Origin of the sequence: Halomonas icarae (assembly GCF_009901955.1) — a bacterium.
Lineage (GTDB): Bacteria > Pseudomonadota > Gammaproteobacteria > Pseudomonadales > Halomonadaceae > Halomonas > Halomonas icarae.
The window spans coordinates 396,285-415,932 of record NZ_WUTS01000001.1 but is presented as its reverse complement, the minus strand read 5'-3'; the positions used below and the strand labels follow the sequence as shown (position 1 = coordinate 415,932).

Below are 19,648 nucleotides of genomic sequence, written 5' to 3'. Positions count from 1 at the left end.
TCGTTAAACCCCATAAAAATCCCGATACCAGGCCACGAAGTTCGCGACCCCCTCATTCACCGGCGTGGCGGGCTTGTAACCCACCGCCTTCTCCAGCTCGCTGGAGTCGGCGTAGGTATCCGGTACGTCGCCCGGCTGCAACGGCAGCAGCTCCTTGATCGCCTCCTTGCCCAGGGCGTTCTCGATCGCCTCGATATAGGCGGAGAGTTTCACCGGGTTGTTGTTGCCGATATTGAAGATGCGATACGGGGCATTGCTGGTGGCCGGGTCGGGGGAGTCGCTGTTCCACTCGGGGTTGGGCGCGGCGATATCGTCATTGGCGCGGATCACCCCCTCCACGATGTCATCCACATAGGTGAAGTCGCGGGTATGGTGGCCGTGGTTGAACACCGGGATCGGCTCGCCGGCCAGGGTCTTCCTGGTAAACAGGAACAGCGCCATGTCCGGGCGACCCCAGGGGCCGTATACGGTAAAGAAGCGCAGCCCGGTGGTGGGCAGGCCGAACAGATGGCTGTAGCTGTGCGCCATCAGCTCGTTGGCCTTCTTGGTGGCGGCGTAGAACTGCAGCGGATGGTTGACGCCCTCATGCTCGGAAAACGGCATCCTGGTGTTGGCGCCATAGACGCTGCTGGTGCTGGCGTAGGTGAGGTGCTGCACATGATGATGGCGGCACGCCTCCAGGATATTGGTGAAGGCCACCAGGTTGCTCTGCACATAGGCGTGGGGATTTTCCAGCGAGTAACGCACCCCCGCCTGGGCGGCCAGATGAATCACCCGCTCCGGCTGGTGGACCTCGAAGGCGGCGTTGACCGCCGCCTGATCGGCCAGGTCCTCCCGCACGAACACATACTCGGCGCCGGTGCGCGCGGCGGTATCCTTCAGAATCTCGAGCCGCGCTTCCTTGATGGTCGGGTCGTAATAGTCGTTGACCACATCGAAGCCGACCACGCTGTCGCCGCGTTCGAGCAGGCGCTTGGCGGTGTGAAAACCGATAAAGCCGGCATTGCCGGTGACGAGAACCTTCATGAAAACTCCTTGTTGGTGATCCGCGCGGGCGCCATGCCGCGCGTCCTTCAATGTTCCGGCCGTTACGGCTTGCGGCCTGCCGCCATCCGCTGTTGATACCAGGCACGCTGGAAACTCGCCACCTGCATCGAGGCACTCAATAGTATGATCACGCCAATCGCCCCGGGATAGTGCAGCGGCATCGAAAACAGGCTGAAGACCATCACGCTGACCACGCAGCTGAGAATGCCCAGCCCCCACACCGGATGCCAGTGACGCTTGAGGTTGGCCCATACCAGCGAGTTGAGGGGAATCAGCACCACCGCCATATAGCCCAGCAGGCCGACCAGCCCGAGCCCCGAGGCGATGCTGGCCACCAGCGAGGCGTAATCATGGTAGCCCGCCAGCTCGCCGCTCGCGTTCACCGGCGCCAGCTGGCCGGCACCGAACAACGGCTGCCCGCTCACCCCCTGCCAGGCCTGCTGCCAGAGCACCAACCGCTCCACCACGCCGGCGTGCAACGCTCGAGCCTCGGCCAGCTCACCATTCAGCACCAGCCCGATGGCCTGTAGTGGCACCAGCAGGCGGTCGATCAGCGAGGCATGCTGGTAGATCAGCCAGTCATGGCTCAATACCCCCAGCATCGCCACGGCGAGCGGCGCCATGATGCCGAGCCGCCCCAGGCGATGCCCGGGATGCTGACCCAGCACCGGCGAGGCCAGCACATAGACCAGCCCGCCCATCGCCGTGGCCAGCCAGGCGGTGAAGTAGCCCGTGCCCATCAGCACCATGACCCCGGGCACGCTCAGCGCCAGCGCCACGCCCACCTGCAGCGCCGGCCGCCAGCCGGTGCCCAGCCGCTGCAGGCCGACGAACAGCAGCGCCAGCAGCATCACCAGCCCCAGGCTTGCCATGAAGCCCATCTCCGCAGGCGCCCCCCACGACCAGGGGCTGGCCAGCTGCAGCGCCCCCAGCTGGCGCCAATCCGCACGCACCAGAAAGGTGAGCACTCCGCCCAGCACCAGCGCCAGCACCAGCCAGTTCCAGTGCAGCCGTAGCTGCGCCAGCCACCACGCCATGGGCAGCGAGACCAGCCCCGTCACCGCCATCAGCCCCCACCAGGGCCCTGCCGGCGTGGTAAACGACAGGTCACCCGCCAGCAGGCCATGCAGCATGACGTAGGCCGTCAGCGCCAGGCTGACCCAGAACAGCCTGAGCTTGAGCACATCACGCCAGAACAGCGGATAGGCCAGGGCCGCCGCCGCCACCACCAGCAGCCCCCCCAGCACCGCCAGGTACACATTCAGCCCCAGGGTGAATGCCAGCAGATAGAGCCCCAGCAGCGCCATCTGGCGGCGGCCTCGCCCCAGCTGGGTATAGCGGCGCAGGCGCACCAGCCGGCCGGCCGTGAAGGAGGTATTCTGGCGCAGAGTGAGCCGATGCAAGCGGCGCAGCGCCTTGCTGGTGCGCCAGGCACGGCCCACGAACATGGCATGCAGGCCGGCCAGCAGCACCAGCCCCGCCAGCAACACCGCATCCGGCACCCCGGCCAGCGAGAGCATCACCCCGATGCCACCCAGGCCCGCCACCAGCAGCATCAGGATCATGGTGGTCTGCCCCGGGGTGAAGCCGGCCCGCAGGAAGATATGATGCAGATGGTCACGATCCGCCGAGAACGGGCTGCGCCCCTTGCGCACCCGGCGCACCATCAGGCTCAGGGTATCCATCACCGGCAGCGCGACCACCCAGCCGTAGGCGATCGGGCTGATCACCGCCGCCGGATGCTGCGACAGCACCACGATGCACCAGGCGATCACGAACCCCAGCGCCATGCTGCCGGCGTCACCCATGAACACGCTGGCGCGCTGTCGCCAGGGGTGGCGAATATTGAACAGCAGGAACCCCACCAGCGAGGCGCCCAGGATCAGGATCACCGCGAACAACCCCGTCTGCCCCTGCACGGCCGCCACCAGGGCCAGCCAGCCCAGCGAGCCAAGGGCACTGCCGCCGGCCAGGCCATCCACCCCATCCATCATGTTGATGGCGTTGATCAGCCCCGCCACCGCCACGATGGTGATCGGCACCGCCATCCACTCCAGCCGCACCGTGCCCAGCAGCGGAAACTCACCCACATACTCGAGCGTGTGGCCCCCCACCACCATCAGCGCGGCCACCGCCAGCTGCACGGCAAGCTTCACGGTACTGCGCATATCGCGGGCATCGTCGACCACCCCGCAGGCCACCAGCACCACCACCCCAAGGTAGAGCGGCCACACCGCCGCCAGGGGCACCGCCAGCAGCGGCTGCACCAGCAGGAAGCCGATAAAGACCCCGAGCCCCCCGGTCAGCGGAATGATGCCATCATGCTGCTTGCGCCCGCCGGGAGCATCCGCCAACCCCAAGGCCACGGCCGGCTTGTTCAGCAGCGGAATGGCCACACTCGTCAACGCCAGCGCCATCAGCGGCAGCAACGGCGATATCATGTTCTCTCCCCGGGCGTAGCCTTGGCCCCTGTTTCCATCAACAACATCCCCTGCACCTCATTATTTACTTCACCCCTTACCCTTCGTCCCTCGAACCTCGCCCCTCGCCCCTCGCCCCTCGCCCCTCGAACCTCGAACCTCGCCCCTCACCTCTTCCTCACCTTCGCCATCAGCCGCCGATACCCCGCCAGCCAGGAAAACTCGTCGGTGTAGAAATCCAGCAGCACCCTGCCATCATGGAAGTTGAGCGTATGCGGCCCCTTGTAGTGCTTGAGCGAGACCCTTCCCACCTGAGTTTCGCCATACTCCTGCGGCGTCAGGCGATCGATACGACACGCCGTGATGCCATTGCCATACTCCCGGGTGGAGTCCTGCCCCAGCCGATAGAGCTCGCCCTCGTGGCAGACGATCTTGCCGCCCATACGAGCGCACTCAGGATCGATAACGATGGGGTTCTGCGGGTGGGGGGCAAAGGGACCAAAGGGAGTGTCGCTGGTATAGAGATAGAGCAGCGTTCTGGCGGATTCCGGCTTGCCCGCGAAGAGATAGGCTTTCCCCTGATGCAGGCAGAGGGTCGCATCCACCAGCCGCTGGGTCTCAAGCCCGGCCAGCGGCCGCTTTTCATGTTCGGTTTGATCCCCCAGGGGAATCACATACGGGGTGCCCTGGGAGGCGGCCTCGGGCATCAGGTACTCGACGCCCTCGAAGCTGAACGAGAAGGGGTAGGAGAAATGCCCGGCTCGCAGTGTCCACTCGCCGCGTGGCGAGAGGTCCTTGGCATCCAGCTCGACGATCTCGCCAAGCCCCGTGCTGCCATTCAGCGCCTCGACCCGCACCACCCTGCCATCCGCGGAGAAGAAGGGGTCGGCATAGAAGGTGTAGTGCTCGGGAATGGCGCCTACCGCCTCGAAGCCTATATCCACCGGGCTCGCCATCAGCTCGCCAAGCGACGACTCACCCTCGAGGGTCGCCACGTTCCACTTCTTCTCGAAGAAGGCGCCATACCCCAGCCTCTTGATCTTCCGACCCAGCAGGCGCCCGATAAAGCTCAGGGCCAAAAGGTTGCCGGGCAGGCGATAGGATCTGCCGAGGGAGTCGATACGCTGCTTCTGGCCCCGGGCGTGATTCTCCAGGGCCCTGCGCAGCAGCGGCACCGAGGCCTGATAGAAGGCGACGGCGGTCTGGCGGTAGGAGTCGGCATACACCCGGGAGTAGGCCTTGGCGTAGATATCGCCGCCATCGATCCTGTCGCCGAGCCGCTGCACGATGATGCCGTTCTTGCGCTCGCGGTTAAGCAGCTCGTAGAACCCCGCCGGCTTGCCGCGGTAGCGCTCGGGGTCGCCATGGTGAAATGACAGGATATCGAGTGCTGCCGCCCTGCCCGAAGTATCGAGCAGATCCATCCCGAAGCGGATTACCACCTCGATGCCGCGCGCCTCAAGCTCGTCGAGCACCGCCTCGGGCAGCGCCTGCCAACGGTCGCTGACGACCGAATCGAAGTCCACCACCTCCGGGCAGAGCCCCTCGGCACTCACGGCTCGGGTCATCTCGTTGCGCAGGGAGGCCATATTGATGGCGTAGTAGAGGCCATGCGCGAAATAGCTGCGCTGTTTTACCGTGTTGCGGCAGTTCAGCAGCAGGGCAACGTCCACCACCGCCTGGGCCTCGCGCAGCGCCATCTGCTGCCACCGGCTCAGCGCCATGTTATCCACGATCAACGCTACCTTGCGTTTCACGTTCACACCTCCTTGATAGCGCCTCGCGCTAGTGTGGCTCGCCCTTATCAGGGCCTTGCAGGCAGGCCATGGCCGCCTCGATCACGATGCGCTCGTCGAACTCGTCCTCGATGCGCTGGCGCGCCGCCGTGCCGGCCTGCTGCAACTGCTCGGTGGGCATGACGATGCAGGCGGTCATCTGCTCTGCCAGGGAGTCGGCACTCTTCACCTTGCACAACCAGCCGGTCACCCCCGGTTCGATGGCATGCCGGCAACCCGGCACATCGGAGACGATGGCCGGCCGGCCCATGGCCGCCGCCTCCAGCACCGTGCGCGGCATGCCCTCCCGGTAGGAGGGCAGCACCAGCATATGGGCCTGCTCGATAAAGGGGCGTACATCGGCCTGTTCGCCCAGGTAATCGATCACCCCCACGGCCTGCCACTGCTGCACTTCCGCTTCGGTGATGGCCGTGCGATTGCTGGCGCCGTGGGGGCCAATCAGCATAAAGCGCGTCTCGGGATATCGAGCGCGTACCTGTTCCGCGGCCTGCACGTATTCGCGCACCCCCTTGTCGCCCAGCAAGCGGGCGATCATTACAAAGGTGAAGGGTGCCCCCGCTACCCCAGTCTCAGGTAGCGGCGTAAAGGCGAAGCGGGTGGTATCCATGCCCGAGCCGGGCAGCACCGTGGTCGGCGTGTGGTTGAGCAGCCCATGGGACTGGAAGAGGTCGTGGTCCTCCTGATTCTGGAAGAACACCCGCCGCGCCCCGCGGTTGGCAACGCCATACAGTGAGCGCACCCGGCGAAACAGCCAGATATCGTGGAGGAAGGCGGTTCCAAGGCCCGAGACATTATTGGCGTAGGGAATCCCCAGCACCCGACACGCCAGCCCCGAATAGATATTGGCCTTTACCGTGAAGTTGAACACGAAGGTGGGCTTCAGGCGCCGCAACGTATTGGCCAGCGCCAGCAGGCTCCTGCCCTCGCCCACCAGCCGGGTGCTCTTGCCCTCCATGGGCAGCGCCATATGCTCGATGCCGAGCTCTGACACCAACTGCTCGGAATAATCATCCCGCGGCGCCAGCGCCACTACCCGATACCCCGCCTCACGCAGCGCCGTGATGGTGCCGCGGCGGAAGTTATAGAGATACCAGGAGGTATTGGCGACCAACACCACAACGTCCTTGTCTTGCATCTGATTTCCGATGTAAGAGATTAATTTTGTCGGTTCATCGCAGACTAACGTGAAACCTGTAGGTGGGAGGGATGTTCCTCTACCTGGGCGATGGCGCCACCCTGTGGGAGGCCGGGTTTCCCGGGCGAAGGCGCCGATAGGCGCCTTGGTGGTGTTGCCCAGTATTGTGCCATTACCGGGAGGCCTCTGGCCTCCATTCGCCCGGCCGTGCCGGCCTCCCACCATAAACCCCGGCTTCCCACAATGAGCCCGGCCTCCCAATACTCACTGCCAAACGGATTCACGCCAGCTTGCGATGAACCAATTTTAAGGCCCTTCAAACCTCAGGGCCCATCGGCCCATGGCCTCATACAGGGCCCTCTCGGTCTTGCGCAGGTGGCTGGCGGACGGCACCCAATCGGCCACACTCTCCGCCGGCTCCCCATTGGCGAGGTAATGGGTCGGCGCCGCCACCGGCGCCAGGCCCACCGCACGAAAATGCGCCATGGCCCGCGGCATGTGCGAGGCGGAGGTCACCAGCACCACGCGGGCACCCTCACCGAGTGCCTCACGCACCGCACTCGCCTCCTGGCCGGTATCCGTCGGGGTATCCAGCACCCTCAGCCGGGAGCTCGGCACGCCAAGCGCCCGGGCGGCTCGGGCATAGCCCCGGGCCACCGGCGCCTGGCTCGGATCACGGCTGGCCCCGGTGACCACCAGGGGCAGCTCAGGGCGCTGGCGCCACAGCCGCACCCCCTCCATCAGCCGGATGGCGGAACTCTCGCCCAGCTTGCCGGTGATCGAGCGCGGCGCCTCCGGCTGCCAGCCGCCGCCCAGCACCACCACCGCCTCGACATCGGCGACCAGCGCCGGCATCGGGGCATACTCGGCCTCCAGCGGCGCCAGCAGGCGCTCCGCCACCGGCCCCCAGCTGGCGAGCAACAACAGCCCCAGGCCAGCTGCCGCCGCCGCCATGCCCATGCGCCGCCACCCCCACAGGCAAAGCAGCAGGCCCACCAGCAGCAGCCCCAGGGTAATGGGCAGCGGCATCGCGAGCTGGGCCGCCAGTGTCTTCAAAAGGTCATACATGTTCGGGTTCCGGCCTCGCGCAGCGCCAGAATGGTGCCGCGTCGGAAGTTATAGGGGTACCAGGAAAGGTTGGAGACCAACACCACAACGGCCTTGTCCTGCATCGAGACTCCCGTGAAATGTGACCCGGTCCATGGAAAGGGAGCGATTCGCCGATCCTGACCGAGAACCTTGGTTCAGAAATGTCGTGAAAGGATAAGGTGTCCCGCCAGGCACGGGGAATGCCACCTGCGACTACGCTAAAAAGAACGTCGCATGGAGGTCATCGTATGCAACGCACGCACGTGCTGGGGCTGACTCTCGCCCTCCTGCTCATCCTCTGGCTGGCCGCCTTACCCGCGGCGGCGAGCAGCCTGCAGATCGAGATCGCGCAGCGCGACCTCACGCCCCAGCCGCGTGTGCTAGCCCTGAAGCCAGCGTCTGCGGCTAACGTCTTTGCCGCCGTCGAGGCCATCGAGCCGGATGGCAGAGCACTACTGGCAGACCGCTTTACGTTGATATTCCCCAGACGCCCCAAAGCACTGGAAGCGCTAAGGGAGGGATGGCGGCTCGTGGCGGCAACCAATTATCGGCACCCTTCCACGCCTCACCCAGCGTTGCCGCTGTATCGCCATGGCCTCATGGCCCGCGTGGTCACGATCGCTTCTCAGGAAGGTCGCTGGTCGCTCGAGCTCGAACATGTTGAGTTGAAGGAAATCATCGAGTCCGGCTCGCTCTCCATTACGGCCGCGGCCCACTTCGCCTCTTCCGACGAGGGTTTCGCCGATGAGCGCCTATTTCCTGAAGGCCGATTCTATCCGGAATGGCGCTGGTTAGATGCCAGCTTCGCTACCGATACTCAAGATCCCGAGTGTCTTCCCGGGGACCTAACAGCAGACCTACATACCACCTTTGCTCTGACAGCCATTGCCGAAGTCGAGGCCCGCTACGTGGGCACACTTGCTCTTGAGCATAGCTGGGAGTTCCAGGGGGGCGCACTAAAGTCAGCACAACTGGAGAGCTATGTCTGCCAGGCTAGCCAGCTGCAGTTGACCATTGGCGATAACATCGAAGAGGTAGTCCCACTCTGGCATCGAAGCTACGGGCCAACTTTTCATATGGTGGGTTGGCTACCACTGATGCTCGAAGTGAAGGGCAAACTTGGCTTTCGTCTAATGACCTCAGGCGAGCTAGCCCTCGGGGATCCGCTTATATCACTCCACGAAGCAACAGGCATCTTGACGCTGAAAGATGACAACTGGGATTGGGCCTCACCGCCTTCTCAGAGCGGTATGGAATTCTCCTACCCACGTCTACGGATGGACTCAAAAGTTGAGGCAAGTCTGGGGCTGCTTCCCCGCTTGGAGCTAATTCTCTACTCGATGACAGGACCCTATATGCAAGCCGAGAGCAGCCGAACCATAAACTGGCAGCCTCCGGCGCCACCTGAAGCATCTCGAAGCTTCAGCCTGATGGGAGGCATCACCCACCGCACCAGTCGCTGGGGCAGCTGGTCAGACAAGCAGTTCGTCACATGGCCCATCGCACAAGAAGACGGTGAATGAGTGAAGCGGTTTCTCCCAAGACTGGTCGGATAACAATGCCCATCAGTGACGCATCATGCGGCGCAGCTCGACGATCGCAGGCTTGGTGGTGTCATCCAGCACCGCCTTGGGGAACAAGCCAGCGTAGCTGGACCTCTCGGTGGGCGGGCCGGTTAACTGGGGGTGAAGGCACGACTTGCATGCCTTGGCGGTGCCGGGTGCACGCTGACCCAAGACATCCAACAACATGCCTTCCAAGCAGATGGGCTGCGACAGGAGTAGCACGATATCCAACCGCCTTGCATCATCCTCGACCTGGCGAGGAATAGGGACATCGGCGTCGAGCAAGATGACGCGGCGATCGTAGTCGATGTGTTGGTAGCGCTTGCGAACAACTCGCAGCACATCACCAGGCGAGCCACCATCTGCCGCCTTGACCGTCAGGCGCTGCTGGTTGTCACGCCGATCATAGAGCTGCTTCATATGTTCCAGGAAAGCACGCTCATGGGCACCCTCGCCGACCACCAGCAAGGTACTCTGCTTGACTCTCAGATCGCGGCGTTTGCGTTGCCTTGCCATTCTGTCACTTCAACCTCAGGCTCGGATCTCGGGTACTGCGCCAAGGGCACCGGACTGGTACTTGGCGTAGAGATTGTCGTCGGCGCGCAGTCCCACCATGTCATCCAGGCGCCATGCTTCGCTCTCAAGGTCGCGCTTCTCGACCAGATAGACCTGATGCTTGGCGAGCAGGTTGAAGACCTCGGCGGTATGGCAGGAGAAGATCAGCTGAGCCTGATGGGGGTTGGAATGCTCGAAGCGGAACAGATCGAGGAATGCCTCCAGCATATGGGGGTGCAAGTCATTGTCGAGCTCATCGATCACGGCTATACCGCCCTGCTCCAACACGGGGAGAATCCGGTGCAGCAGCACATAGGCGGACTGGGTACCGCTGGACTCATCCAGGAAAGGCAGGCGGAAGGTGTCATCAGCGGAGCGGTGCACCCCCATCGGCATATAGAGCGGCTCCTTGATATCGAGCTCACCGCTGCCGCTGATTTCCACCTCCTCGAGCTCTACATCTTCAAGCCCCAGATCCAGGCGGCATAACAACTCGCTCGCCCGGCGATGCAGGGCAGGATTGTCCTGAAAGAACAGGGCACTGTTCAGCAGGCGCATGTGATCATAGTGGGCACGCCCCGTCACCTGCAGGTTGTACGAGAAGCCGCGGAAGTACTCCACCATCGCCGATGCCAGCGGCACATCATGCATATGCGCCGCCGCCAGTAGCGACACATTACCGCGCACCTGCCTGGCCTGACTGTTGCGAAAACCGAATCCCTTCTGCTTGACCCTGTAACCGTCGGCTTCACGCTCGCGAACGAACAGGTAGCTGAACAGCCGGCTAGTCTTGAGATGCAGCGACTCATGCAGCACCTGCTGCTGGTCGAGTTCGAGGCGGTAACGGTACTGCTCGCCGTCCAGGTCGAAGGTCAGCTCAAAGCAGGTCGGCACCTCCGGACTCAGCGCATGCGGGCGAAACGGGATACGCGCCTTCGGCTCTGAACTCAGAAAGGAGTCGGCCACGAACCAGCTCAGAAACGCCAGGGGCTTGAGCAGCTGGGTCTTGCCGGAGCCGTTGGCCCCCACCACCGCCAGCACCTTGTTGCCACGCGCGCCATCGGCATAGGCCAGGTCGTACTGTGAAGCCGCCGGTTGGCGACCCACTTCGAACGACACCTCGGCATCATCGCGGAACGAGTAGAAGTTGCTGAACTGCAGTGTACGGATCATGGTGGCGCAATTCCTACAAGATTTTGTTGATTATGCGCCACTGCATAATGATCAACAACCTTCCCCGCCTTTTGCCTAAGTCCATTTAAGGGCCTGACCCCAGGGGCGTGCCCCCGGGGGCGCAGCTACACTCAGAGGAAACCGCGCGGAGATCGCCCCATGTCACGCCGACTCACACGGCCCTTGGGCCTCGCCATCCTGATCATCCTCTGGCTGGCCAGCTTTCCGGTGGCTTCATCCGGCCTGTTCATCGACATCGAGCAAAGCGCCGTCACGCCGCTGTATCGCCATGGGATCAACCTAAGTCACCAAACAGCAGGCGGCTCAATTTACGGCAATAGCCGGGCAAGATTCATCGCAAACTCTGGCACATGAATATCCGGCACCCTATCGTAGGGCGGGTAGAACATGCCATGACGAGAATACAAGCCATACACGAACGTGAACTCGTCCGCATAGATTGCGATATCAGGCTGATGGAGTAACTGCGCCTGTCTCTCCTTCCGTTCCATCTCCGAGAGCTGCTCTATCGAAACAGGCTGATAGCCCTTGTCGAGAGAGAGCCAGCGCTCGTTGGAATCGACGACCAACCAACCGCGGGAGGTCTTGACCTCGGTGACGGCATGCGAGCTGATCTGCGGCGTCAGCAAGGAAACCAGCGCCGACCCTGTCTCCTCCGTAGAGTAGATCGCAATATGGCGGGTCTCGAAACCATGATGCCGCAAGGCCTTCTCGATGAAGCGGCTGCGATCGAAGCACAGCCCCATTCCGCGCGCCAACAGGTCATCTGGCTCTCGCGGCTGGCCATGGGGGATTCCGGCATTTACGGGTACCTCGCCAAGCACAGCATCCTGCACCCGGCGAATGAAGGCTACCTGGTCTTCGAAGTACATATCGTCCGCATTTGGCGTATCGAAACTCGACCCCAGCGCCTCGGCAATCGCCCGTTCATCCGCGGGGGTAACAGCGTTATCTACCTGGGTAAACCAGAGGTAACCAGAGAAAACCACCGCAGTGATACCCCCCCCCAGCGCGATCATCTTCAACAGTCTCATTGGCAACTCCCTTTGTCATGCGGTAGCAAGGCCAGCCAGCTGGTATGGCAACCAAGCGTGCGCATGGCTGGCAAAGAACAGCCACACCGTCTGCACCAGGGCGTAGTAGCCCACGATCCCCAGCACGATATAGGCGCGCAGCAGGCGATCCTGGGTGACCTGGTGCAGGCGGGTGAACACGAAGATCTGCAGCGGGATCAGGTAGAGCGCCACCCGGTCCGTGGCGGTGGAGGACATCATCACCAGCGGGATACAGGCGATGGCAAATACCGACATCCACCACCATAGCCGGCGCTCGGCATCACCCAGCGGCAGCCGCTTGTGGAAGGCCAGGTAGAGCCCCGCGGGCACGGCGTTCATCAGCACGCGGATCAGCCCGCCCTGGGAGTGGTAGTCCGCCTCCACGTAGTTGGCCCACAGCGCATCGACCGAGTCGAACAGGAATAGGTAGCCGCCGATCAGCGAGGCCGCCCCCGCCCAGAACAGCGAGAGCACACGGCTGTGGCTCGCAGCCAGCCCCGCCACCGGCAGCAGCAGCACCGCGCTCTTGTGGAAGGCGGCGCCGATCAACACCCAGATGACGAAGGCGCGCATGCGGTTGTCGCCCAGCGCCACCAGCCCCAGCAGCGCGAAGCCCAGCGCCACCGCCTGGCGCGAGTAGCCCATGGCCACCACCACGATCAGGTAGGGCACCGCCACCAGCAACCCCAGCCAGGGCAGCGGCTGGCGACGCAGGAAGGCCACCAGCCCGGTCATCACCACCGCGCCGCAGCCCAGGTTGACCCAGTAGATGTTGCCGCCCAGCTTCGCCACCAGCCAGTTGAGCAGGTAGTAGCCCGGGTCGCCGTGGAGCAGCACCTCGGGCAGCGTCATCAGCGCGGCGCGCTCCAGGTAGCCGATATAGGCCCCCCAGTCGCCCCCCACCTGGTGGCGCAGGCCGATGGCCAGGGCGAACAGCGCGCCCACCAGCCACCACATCGCCGGGCGGGAGGCAGGCGTCATCCGCCGCTGGGAAAGCACCCCGGCGGCAGGAATTAGAAACAGGATCCAGTAGGGGAGCATGAAAACTCGACTTTATAGGCTCTAGGTGACAGATGGGCGTAATCTCGGCCCACTAGCACCACGTTATGGGCTCGATTGACGGATAAGGGCAGGGGGCATTGTACCGGCAATATGCTTGCCCTTTTCCACATGACTCCTCGTACCTTGCCCCTCGTTCCTCGCCCCTGGTCAACCCCACCGCCGCTGCCAGGCGAGCAGCTGCAGCACCGCCCACAGCTGCTGGGCGTGGTGGCCCTGGCCCTTGAGGTGGGCCTGCCATAGCCGGCGTACCACCCCGGCATCCAGCATCGGCAGCTCGGCCAGGCTGGCGGTGGAGAGCAGCTCCTCGGCCCAGTCGCGCAGGGGGCCGCGCAGCCAGGCGTCCAGCGGGATGGCGAAGCCCATCTTGGGGCGCTCGATCAGCTCCCGGGGCACATGGCGGAAGAGCAGCTGGCGCAGCACCCACTTGCCCTGCCCCTCCTTCAGGTGCAGCGCGCTGGGGATGCGCCAGGCGGCATGGAACACCTCGGGGTCGAGGAAGGGGACCCGCACCTCCAGGCTGCTGGCCATGCTGGCGCGATCCACCTTCACCAGCACGTCGTCGACCATATAGTGCAGCGTATCCATCAGCAGCATCCACTCCACGCTATCGAACTTCGCAAGCGCCGGGAACAGTGCTTCCGGGGGCTTCCCACTACCCTGCCCTGCCAGCAGGGTGTCGGGCTCTCGGTTCATCGAGGCGACCCCGGCGAACAGCGCTCTTTCGCTCGAGCTCTCCAGCACCGCGGCCAGCTTGTGCAGTTTCTCACCGAAGGTGCGCATCCGCAGGCGCTTGGGAAGCAGCCGGCCACCGTGACGCATCAAGGTATCGTAGCGGTGAGCTGGAATGGTCTTGAGAGTAGCGGCCAGGGCGCGACGCGCGGGCAGCGGCAGGCGCCTGATCTTGTGCCAGATGCGTGGCACCCAGAGGTGGCGGTTGTAGCCGCCGAACAGCTCATCGCCGGCATCGCCGGAAAGCGCCACCGTCACGTGCTTGCGGGTCAGCTTGGATACCAGCGCGGTAGGCAGCTGAGATGAGTCGGCGAAGGGTTCGTCATAGAGATCGGGCAGGCTCGGCACCAGGTCCAGCGCCATCCGGGAGGTGGCCTGAAGCGTCAGGTGCTCGGTGCCAAGATGCCTGGCCACCGCCTCGGCATGGCTGGATTCATCGTAACGGGCATCATCGAAGCCCACCGAGAAGGTACGCACCGGGCGCTCGGCTTGGCTCTGCATCAGCGCCACGATCAAGGAGCTATCGACTCCGCCAGAGAGAAAGGCACCTAGCGGTACATCGGCAAGCATGCGGTTGCGCACGGAATCACCTAGCGCCTCTTCCACTGCAGTGATAGCCGTTTGCGGTGAATCCAATGGCTGCTCCGCCATGGCCTCCCTCGCCGCCTGCTCCGCCGACCACCAGTGCACCGGGGCCGGCAGCCGCCCGGCCTGCACATCGGCCTGGGTGATCGTCACCAGAGAACCCGGCGGCAACTTCGCCACGCCCTGGAATATGCTGGCCTCGCCGCCCACACAGCCGAAGCGCAGATAGTCCTCCAACGCCTCATTGGCCAACGTGCCCTGCCACTCGGGGTGAGCCATCAGGCTCTTCAACTCGGAGCCGAACAGCAGAGGGCCACGGCCCGTTACCGAACCGTCTTCATTGCTGTGCCCTTGAGCGGAACCCAAGCCCTGAGCGAACCCATAATAGAGCGGCTTTTCGCCGAAGCGATCCCTCGCAAGAGTCAGCGTGCGCTTCTGGCGATCCCATAGCGCGATGGCAAACATCCCCACGCAGCGTTTTAACGTCTCTTCCACGCCCCAGGCCGTAAACGCCGCCAGCAGCGTTTCGGTATCCGAATGTCCTCGCCAACGGACTTCCTCGCGCCTCGCCCCTCGAACCTCGCACCTGACATCCAGATGATTATAAATCTCGCCATTGAAGGCGATCACGTAACGCCCGCAGGCCGAGTGCATGGGCTGATGCCCCGCTGGGGAGAGATCGAGGATGGAAAGCCGCCGATGCCCCAGTACCAGCCCTGCACCTTCCTCGGCCCAGTGACCCTCGCTATCCGGGCCGCGGTGGGTGATAGCCGACGTCATCCGGCCAATGGCATGGTAAGCAGCCTGTTCAGAGGTGCCTGCAGGGTCCAGGAAACCCGTGAGTCCACACATATATCAGCCCTCCCTGGCCGCGCGATACAAAATCTCAGCCAGGCGCGGTGCTTGAGCCTGCAGCGAATAGTGCTGTTCCACGGCCTCGCGCCCCCGCTGACCCAATGCCATACGGCGAGTCGGATCACTCAGCAGCCCCCCCAGGGCCCGGCGCCATGCGGGCGCCCCATCGGCGAGTTCGCCACACTGCCAACCCTCGACGATCTCGACATTGACGCCCACCGCGGAGGCCACGACCGGTTTGCCGGCGGCCATATACTGGATCAGCTTGTAGCCGCACTTGCCTCGTTCCCAGGGGCCATCCAACAAGGGCATGATGCCGATGTCAAAGCCGGCGATAGCCTCGGCCTCGCTCTCTTCAGACCAGGGCAGCACCTCCACCGGCAGCTCACCGAACTGCGCCGCAAGCTCGGGCCGTGCCCCCACCAGCATCAGGCATGCGCCATGCTCACGATGCAGCTCCTTTAACACTGGCTTGAGCTCCAACACATAGTTTTGGGTGGACGGCGAGCCGATCCAGCCGATCACCGGCGCCCTGCCCGCCTCGGTGGTCACATGCTCGCCGACCGAATAGCGGTTAGCATCGACCACGGTAGGCACAAGCTCGATACGCTTCGCACCGGCTTCTCGCGCCCGCTCGGCCAGATAGCCGTTGCCGCAGATCACCGCCGCGGCATTGGCCATCACCTGGTCGATTTTTCGGCCCAGCAGCGCACGCACTAATCGCCGTGAGGCCAGGTCGTAGTGATGAAACACCGCATCGTCATAATCCACCACATAGGGCACCCCGCGCGGCATCAGCCCGCGCTCCAGCCAATAGGGTACATAGGGCAGCGCCTCGTACTCCAACCAAATCAGGTCGACCTGCTTGAGACGGAGTAGCTGTGACGCCCGCTGTGCATAGCAGCCAAGCACATCGCTCTGGGAACGGCCTCGCCCGCCGTAGAGGCGTTTAAGGTAGGCGTCATCGAACAGGGCGTTCGGGGTGACATGAATGCCGGCCTGGCGCAGGGAGGGGAGGAACTGCAGCGAGCGCAGCCGACTGCTGGCCCCCAGGCGAGAGTATTTGGAGAGAAGCGCGACGTTCAAATAGCCATCCAATGGAAAAGGGTTCGATCAATGAACCGTTCAGGCAATCGAGACGGGGTCGGCATGTTGCTCAGTCAAAATCTTGGCGTACAGCGCACGATAGGCCTCGGTGCCGGCATCCAGTGAAAAGATCGCCTCTGCCGCCCTGCGGCAACGATCCGGCAACTCGGGGTCTTGACTCAGATCATCCAGGGCGTCGAGGGCCGCGCCGATCTGCGCCGGCTCCGGCCCTTCAACCAGCACGCCGACGCGCCATTCGTTGATGATCGCTGCCACATCCCCGACGCCCACATTGGCGACCACCGGAAGGCCACAGCCCAGCACCTCGGCCATGCGCGTGGGGGAGCGACCAAGCTCAGAGACTTCACCGCCGGCGTAGAACATGATCGAGAGATCATGCCCCCGCACCGCTTCCGGCATCTCTTCCGGTGCCCGTGGGCCGATGGTGAGCCGCTCGCCAACCCGGCGTTCGGGGTCGAGGGCCTGGCGAACCTGCTCGGCATCGTCGCGGGTGACGATCTCGAACCGCGCAGAGGCATCGCGCTTGGCGGCAACAGCCAGCCAGCTGGCCAGCCAATCAGTGCGAAACCAGCCGGAGAGCACTGTACCGATACAACCATGTACCCGCGGGCCCTCGGGGCGGTCCGAGGCAGGCGTAAAGCGCTCGAGATCCGCACAGGTAGGAATCACCGCAATGCGCTGGCCGTTAAACTCTTGGGGGTAGGTGTGGTGCAGATGCGCCACCGCCGCATGAGTCAGCGATACCACCGCCGCACCCCGCGCCAGGCAGGCACGCTCGACCCAAGCGATGGCCTTGTGCAGCAGTGAGCCACGCCGCAGACGCCCCGCCGTGATCAGTTCCTCAGGCCACAGGGCGCGCATATCGAAGATAAACGGCACACCCGTCAGCCGATGCACCGCCAGCGCCACCGCTGCGGGAATGTAGGAGCGAGCGTGAATCAGCTCCGCACGCCCGCCGCGCACCTCTCGCCACACCAGCCAAGCCATGCGCAACATGCTGAGTGCAGGAGAGATGATCCGCGGCCGCTTCCGAAAGCGCTGCGGCAGCCAGCGAATACCATGAGCCTCGCAGGCGGCGCGGGCGCGCGCCACTCGAGCACTATCGGCCCAGTCATCGGGCTTTTCATAGGTGATCAGGGTGATCGTGTGATCACGCGACAGCCCGCGCAGATAGGCAAACACTTGGCTCTGGCCAAGGGGCTCCAGCAGTCCGTTGCGGGTCAGATATAGCGTATGGCTCATCAGAGTCCTAATAGGTTGAGGTAGGCCCCGGCGGCCTTTAGTGATTGAAAGTTGCTGCCACGGGCCTACCGGCCCATACCTTTTCCTGGTTCTTCAAGCGCTGCTAAGAGCAAACACACAGGAGTGTTTGAAGAAACATTTAAACAATTGTTTTGCTTGCAGCAGGAAATACATAAAAAATAATAAAATTTAAAAACAAAATTTATCACAACCCAAAAACTCTTTCTCTCCAAGTCTGCAACATCAAAACATTCCACAGCCTGTATGTCCAGTCACGTCTTTCAGATAAGTGCTCAGCCCATGCGCGACGAATTGGTTCGGGATTTAGCAACCCTTCAGCGGAAAGTTTTTTTTCAGAAAGAAGGTCCTCAGCCCATTCGCGAAGCGGGCCTCTGAGCCAAACTCCCACGGGAATACCGAATCCGGCCTTTGGTCGCTCTATAATAGATTGAGGAACGTGTCGGTATAAGATTTGACGTAGTGCCCACTTCCCTTTACCGTCGCGAATTTTCATATTCATCGGCAACCGTGCGGATAGAGCCACCACCTCAGGGTCAAGCATTGGCACCCTGGTTTCCAAACTGACACCCATGGCGGCTCTATCCACTTTACATAGTATGTCATCAGGCAGATAGGTCCGAATATCTTGGACCATCATTCTGGCTGTGGGATCTTTATCAAGCACTGAAGGCAGTGGATCATCTAGCTGTGAAAGTGGTTCCACCGTTCCAGATATAAGCTTTCCTGGATTATCCCACTCACTAATCAGGCTGCGATACAAATCGTCCATGCCTCGTACTCCGCACAGCCTTTCAGCTAAACGGTGCGCTTTGTCTCCAGCCCGTAAAACACTTGAAGAGTCAGACCGAACGAAATTATGAAAACGTCCTATAGCATCCCACCCGGCCACAGGTAGAGCTTTTATTGTTGCTCCCATTACCTTCCTCACAGGAAAGGGAATGGAATCTAAACGACTCCAAATTTTTGGCCCCCAAAAATAGCGATTATACCCTCCAAACAGTTCATCTCCCCCATCACCTGAAATTGCAACAGTCACCTCTTTTTTTGCAGCGCGACACACAATATGCATAGGGATCTGAGACGAATCAGCGAATGGTTCATCATATAGATCGGGAAGCTCCGGAATAATATCGCGGGCCTCATAGTCTGTAACAGATAACTCAGTGTGATTTGTACCGAGATGACGAGCCACTGCTTTAGCATGAGGGGATTCATCAAAACCAGATTCATCAAACCCTACTGTGAATGTTTGCACGGGCTGCGCTGTTTGGCTTTGCATAAGTGCAACTACTAAGGAACTATCTATCCCACCAGAAAGAAAAGCACCTAAGGGTACATCAGATATCGATTGCCGCTCAACAGCCTTATTAAGGGCAACATCAAGCTGGGAAGTAGCGCACTCTTCGTCATTTATCGGATTATTTGCACCATACTTAATCGTTTCATTAAGCGACCAGTATCGGCGAATGGTTAAATTCCCTATCCGCTGGCCCGGACGCAAAGGCTGATGAGGCGGCTCAATAGGAAAAGAACCTTTTACTTCCAATATACAGCCTGGTTCCAATTTAAAAACCCCAGGATGAATACTACGAGGCGCAGGCACATAGCAGAATCGCAGATATTGTAAAGTGGCCTCCCGACAAATCTTCATTGGGAAATCAGGATGCTTTCTTAATGATTTTAGCTCTGATCCAAAAACCAGTGCCCGCCCAGCCCAGCCCCAATAAAGAGGCTTTTCACCCATTCTATCACGTGCGAGAAAAAGACAGTTATTTTTGCGATCCCACAAAGCTAACGCAAACATGCCAACAGCTTTACTTAGGGCCTTATCTAACCCCCAACATGCTATAGCAGCAATTAAGGTTTCAGTATCCGAATTACCCCGCCACACCGGTGAAGCTTTTTCATTCTCCAAAGCTAATCGCAGGTCGAGATGATTGTAAACCTCACCATTAAAAGCAATGACAAAACGATCGCAGGCTGAGTTCATCGGCTGCTTACCTGCTTCACTAAGGTCCAAAACTGCTAACCGACGATGCCCCAGCGCAATCCTATCATCCAGCCAAATACCATAGTCATCTGGTCCTCGATGCAGGAGACTATCAGTCATCATCTGGATACGTGCATGGCGTTTACTCGGCTCTATGAGTGAAAAATCCAGAAAACCTGTCAGTCCGCACATAATGGGGCC

15 protein-coding genes are annotated in these 19,648 nt (G+C 61.9%); 2 read left to right on the top strand and 13 right to left on the bottom strand.

The genetic code is table 11. The annotated features are described in order from the left end of the window. Positions 1–3: 3 nt before the first annotated feature. From GRB80_RS01910 to GRB80_RS01890, 5 genes are all read right to left on the bottom strand, one after another. Complete coding sequence (locus GRB80_RS01910; protein ID WP_161422364.1) at positions 4–1,026, bottom strand: NAD-dependent epimerase; 1,023 nt, start codon at positions 1,024–1,026, stop codon at positions 4–6. 62 nt (positions 1,027–1,088) lie between these two features. Next, positions 1,089–3,488, bottom strand: coding sequence for an MraY family glycosyltransferase (locus GRB80_RS01905; RefSeq protein ID WP_161422363.1), 2,400 nt, complete (start codon positions 3,486–3,488; stop codon positions 1,089–1,091). 146 nt (positions 3,489–3,634) lie between these two features. Beyond that, positions 3,635–5,224 carry a glucosamine inositolphosphorylceramide transferase family protein gene (locus tag GRB80_RS01900; protein ID WP_161422362.1) on the bottom strand — a complete coding sequence of 530 codons (1,590 nt, stop codon included), beginning with the start codon at positions 5,222–5,224 and terminating at the stop codon, positions 3,635–3,637. 28 nt (positions 5,225–5,252) lie between these two features. Continuing rightward, entirely contained in the window at positions 5,253–6,398 is a 1,146-nt protein-coding gene (locus GRB80_RS01895; protein ID WP_161422361.1) for a glycosyltransferase family 4 protein, read from the bottom strand. A gap of 306 nt (positions 6,399–6,704) precedes the next feature. Then, positions 6,705–7,466, bottom strand: a complete 762-nt coding sequence (locus GRB80_RS01890) for an ElyC/SanA/YdcF family protein (protein ID WP_161422360.1) — start codon at positions 7,464–7,466, stop codon at positions 6,705–6,707. Positions 7,467–7,735: 269 nt separating this feature from the next. Between GRB80_RS01890 and GRB80_RS01885 the strand changes: the two genes are divergently transcribed. Continuing rightward, positions 7,736–9,010, top strand: a complete 1,275-nt coding sequence (locus tag GRB80_RS01885) for a hypothetical protein (RefSeq protein WP_161422359.1) — start codon at positions 7,736–7,738, stop codon at positions 9,008–9,010. Positions 9,011–9,052: 42 nt separating this feature from the next. Here GRB80_RS01885 and GRB80_RS01880 read toward each other — a convergent pair whose 3' ends face one another. Then, entirely contained in the window at positions 9,053–9,520 is a 468-nt protein-coding gene (locus GRB80_RS01880; RefSeq protein WP_237561902.1) for a hypothetical protein, read from the bottom strand. Positions 9,521–9,583: 63 nt separating this feature from the next. Next, positions 9,584–10,780, bottom strand: coding sequence for an AAA family ATPase (locus GRB80_RS01875; RefSeq protein ID WP_161422357.1), 1,197 nt, complete (start codon positions 10,778–10,780; stop codon positions 9,584–9,586). Positions 10,781–10,939: 159 nt separating this feature from the next. Here GRB80_RS01875 and GRB80_RS01870 point away from each other — a divergent pair, with 159 nt between their 5' ends. Beyond that, a complete protein-coding gene (locus GRB80_RS01870; RefSeq protein ID WP_161422356.1) occupies positions 10,940–11,155 on the top strand; it encodes a hypothetical protein in 216 nt (71 codons plus the stop codon). Here the strand turns inward: GRB80_RS01870 and GRB80_RS01865 are convergent. The 6 genes from GRB80_RS01865 to asnB (GRB80_RS01840) form a co-directional block, all read right to left on the bottom strand. Then, positions 11,110–11,835 carry a transglutaminase domain-containing protein gene (locus GRB80_RS01865; protein ID WP_161422355.1) on the bottom strand — a complete coding sequence of 242 codons (726 nt, stop codon included), beginning with the start codon at positions 11,833–11,835 and terminating at the stop codon, positions 11,110–11,112. The two genes, GRB80_RS01870 and GRB80_RS01865, sit on opposite strands and share 46 nt — an antisense overlap. A 15-nt stretch (positions 11,836–11,850) precedes the next feature. After that, positions 11,851–12,897: an EpsG family protein gene (locus GRB80_RS01860; RefSeq protein WP_161422354.1), complete on the bottom strand. Its 1,047-nt coding sequence runs from the start codon at positions 12,895–12,897 to the stop codon at positions 11,851–11,853. A gap of 168 nt (positions 12,898–13,065) precedes the next feature. Further along, positions 13,066–15,084 (bottom strand): asparagine synthase (glutamine-hydrolyzing), encoded by a 2,019-nt coding sequence (asnB, locus tag GRB80_RS01855; RefSeq protein ID WP_161422353.1) that lies wholly within the window; start codon positions 15,082–15,084, stop codon positions 13,066–13,068. A 3-nt stretch (positions 15,085–15,087) separates the two neighbouring features. After that, positions 15,088–16,173: a glycosyltransferase family 4 protein gene (locus GRB80_RS01850; RefSeq protein ID WP_161422352.1), complete on the bottom strand. Its 1,086-nt coding sequence runs from the start codon at positions 16,171–16,173 to the stop codon at positions 15,088–15,090. 39 nt (positions 16,174–16,212) lie between these two features. Beyond that, positions 16,213–17,436 carry a glycosyltransferase gene (locus GRB80_RS01845; protein ID WP_161422351.1) on the bottom strand — a complete coding sequence of 408 codons (1,224 nt, stop codon included), beginning with the start codon at positions 17,434–17,436 and terminating at the stop codon, positions 16,213–16,215. 205 nt (positions 17,437–17,641) lie between these two features. Beyond that, complete coding sequence (asnB, locus tag GRB80_RS01840) at positions 17,642–19,639, bottom strand: asparagine synthase (glutamine-hydrolyzing) (protein ID WP_161422350.1); 1,998 nt, start codon at positions 19,637–19,639, stop codon at positions 17,642–17,644. Positions 19,640–19,648 lie beyond the last annotated feature (9 nt).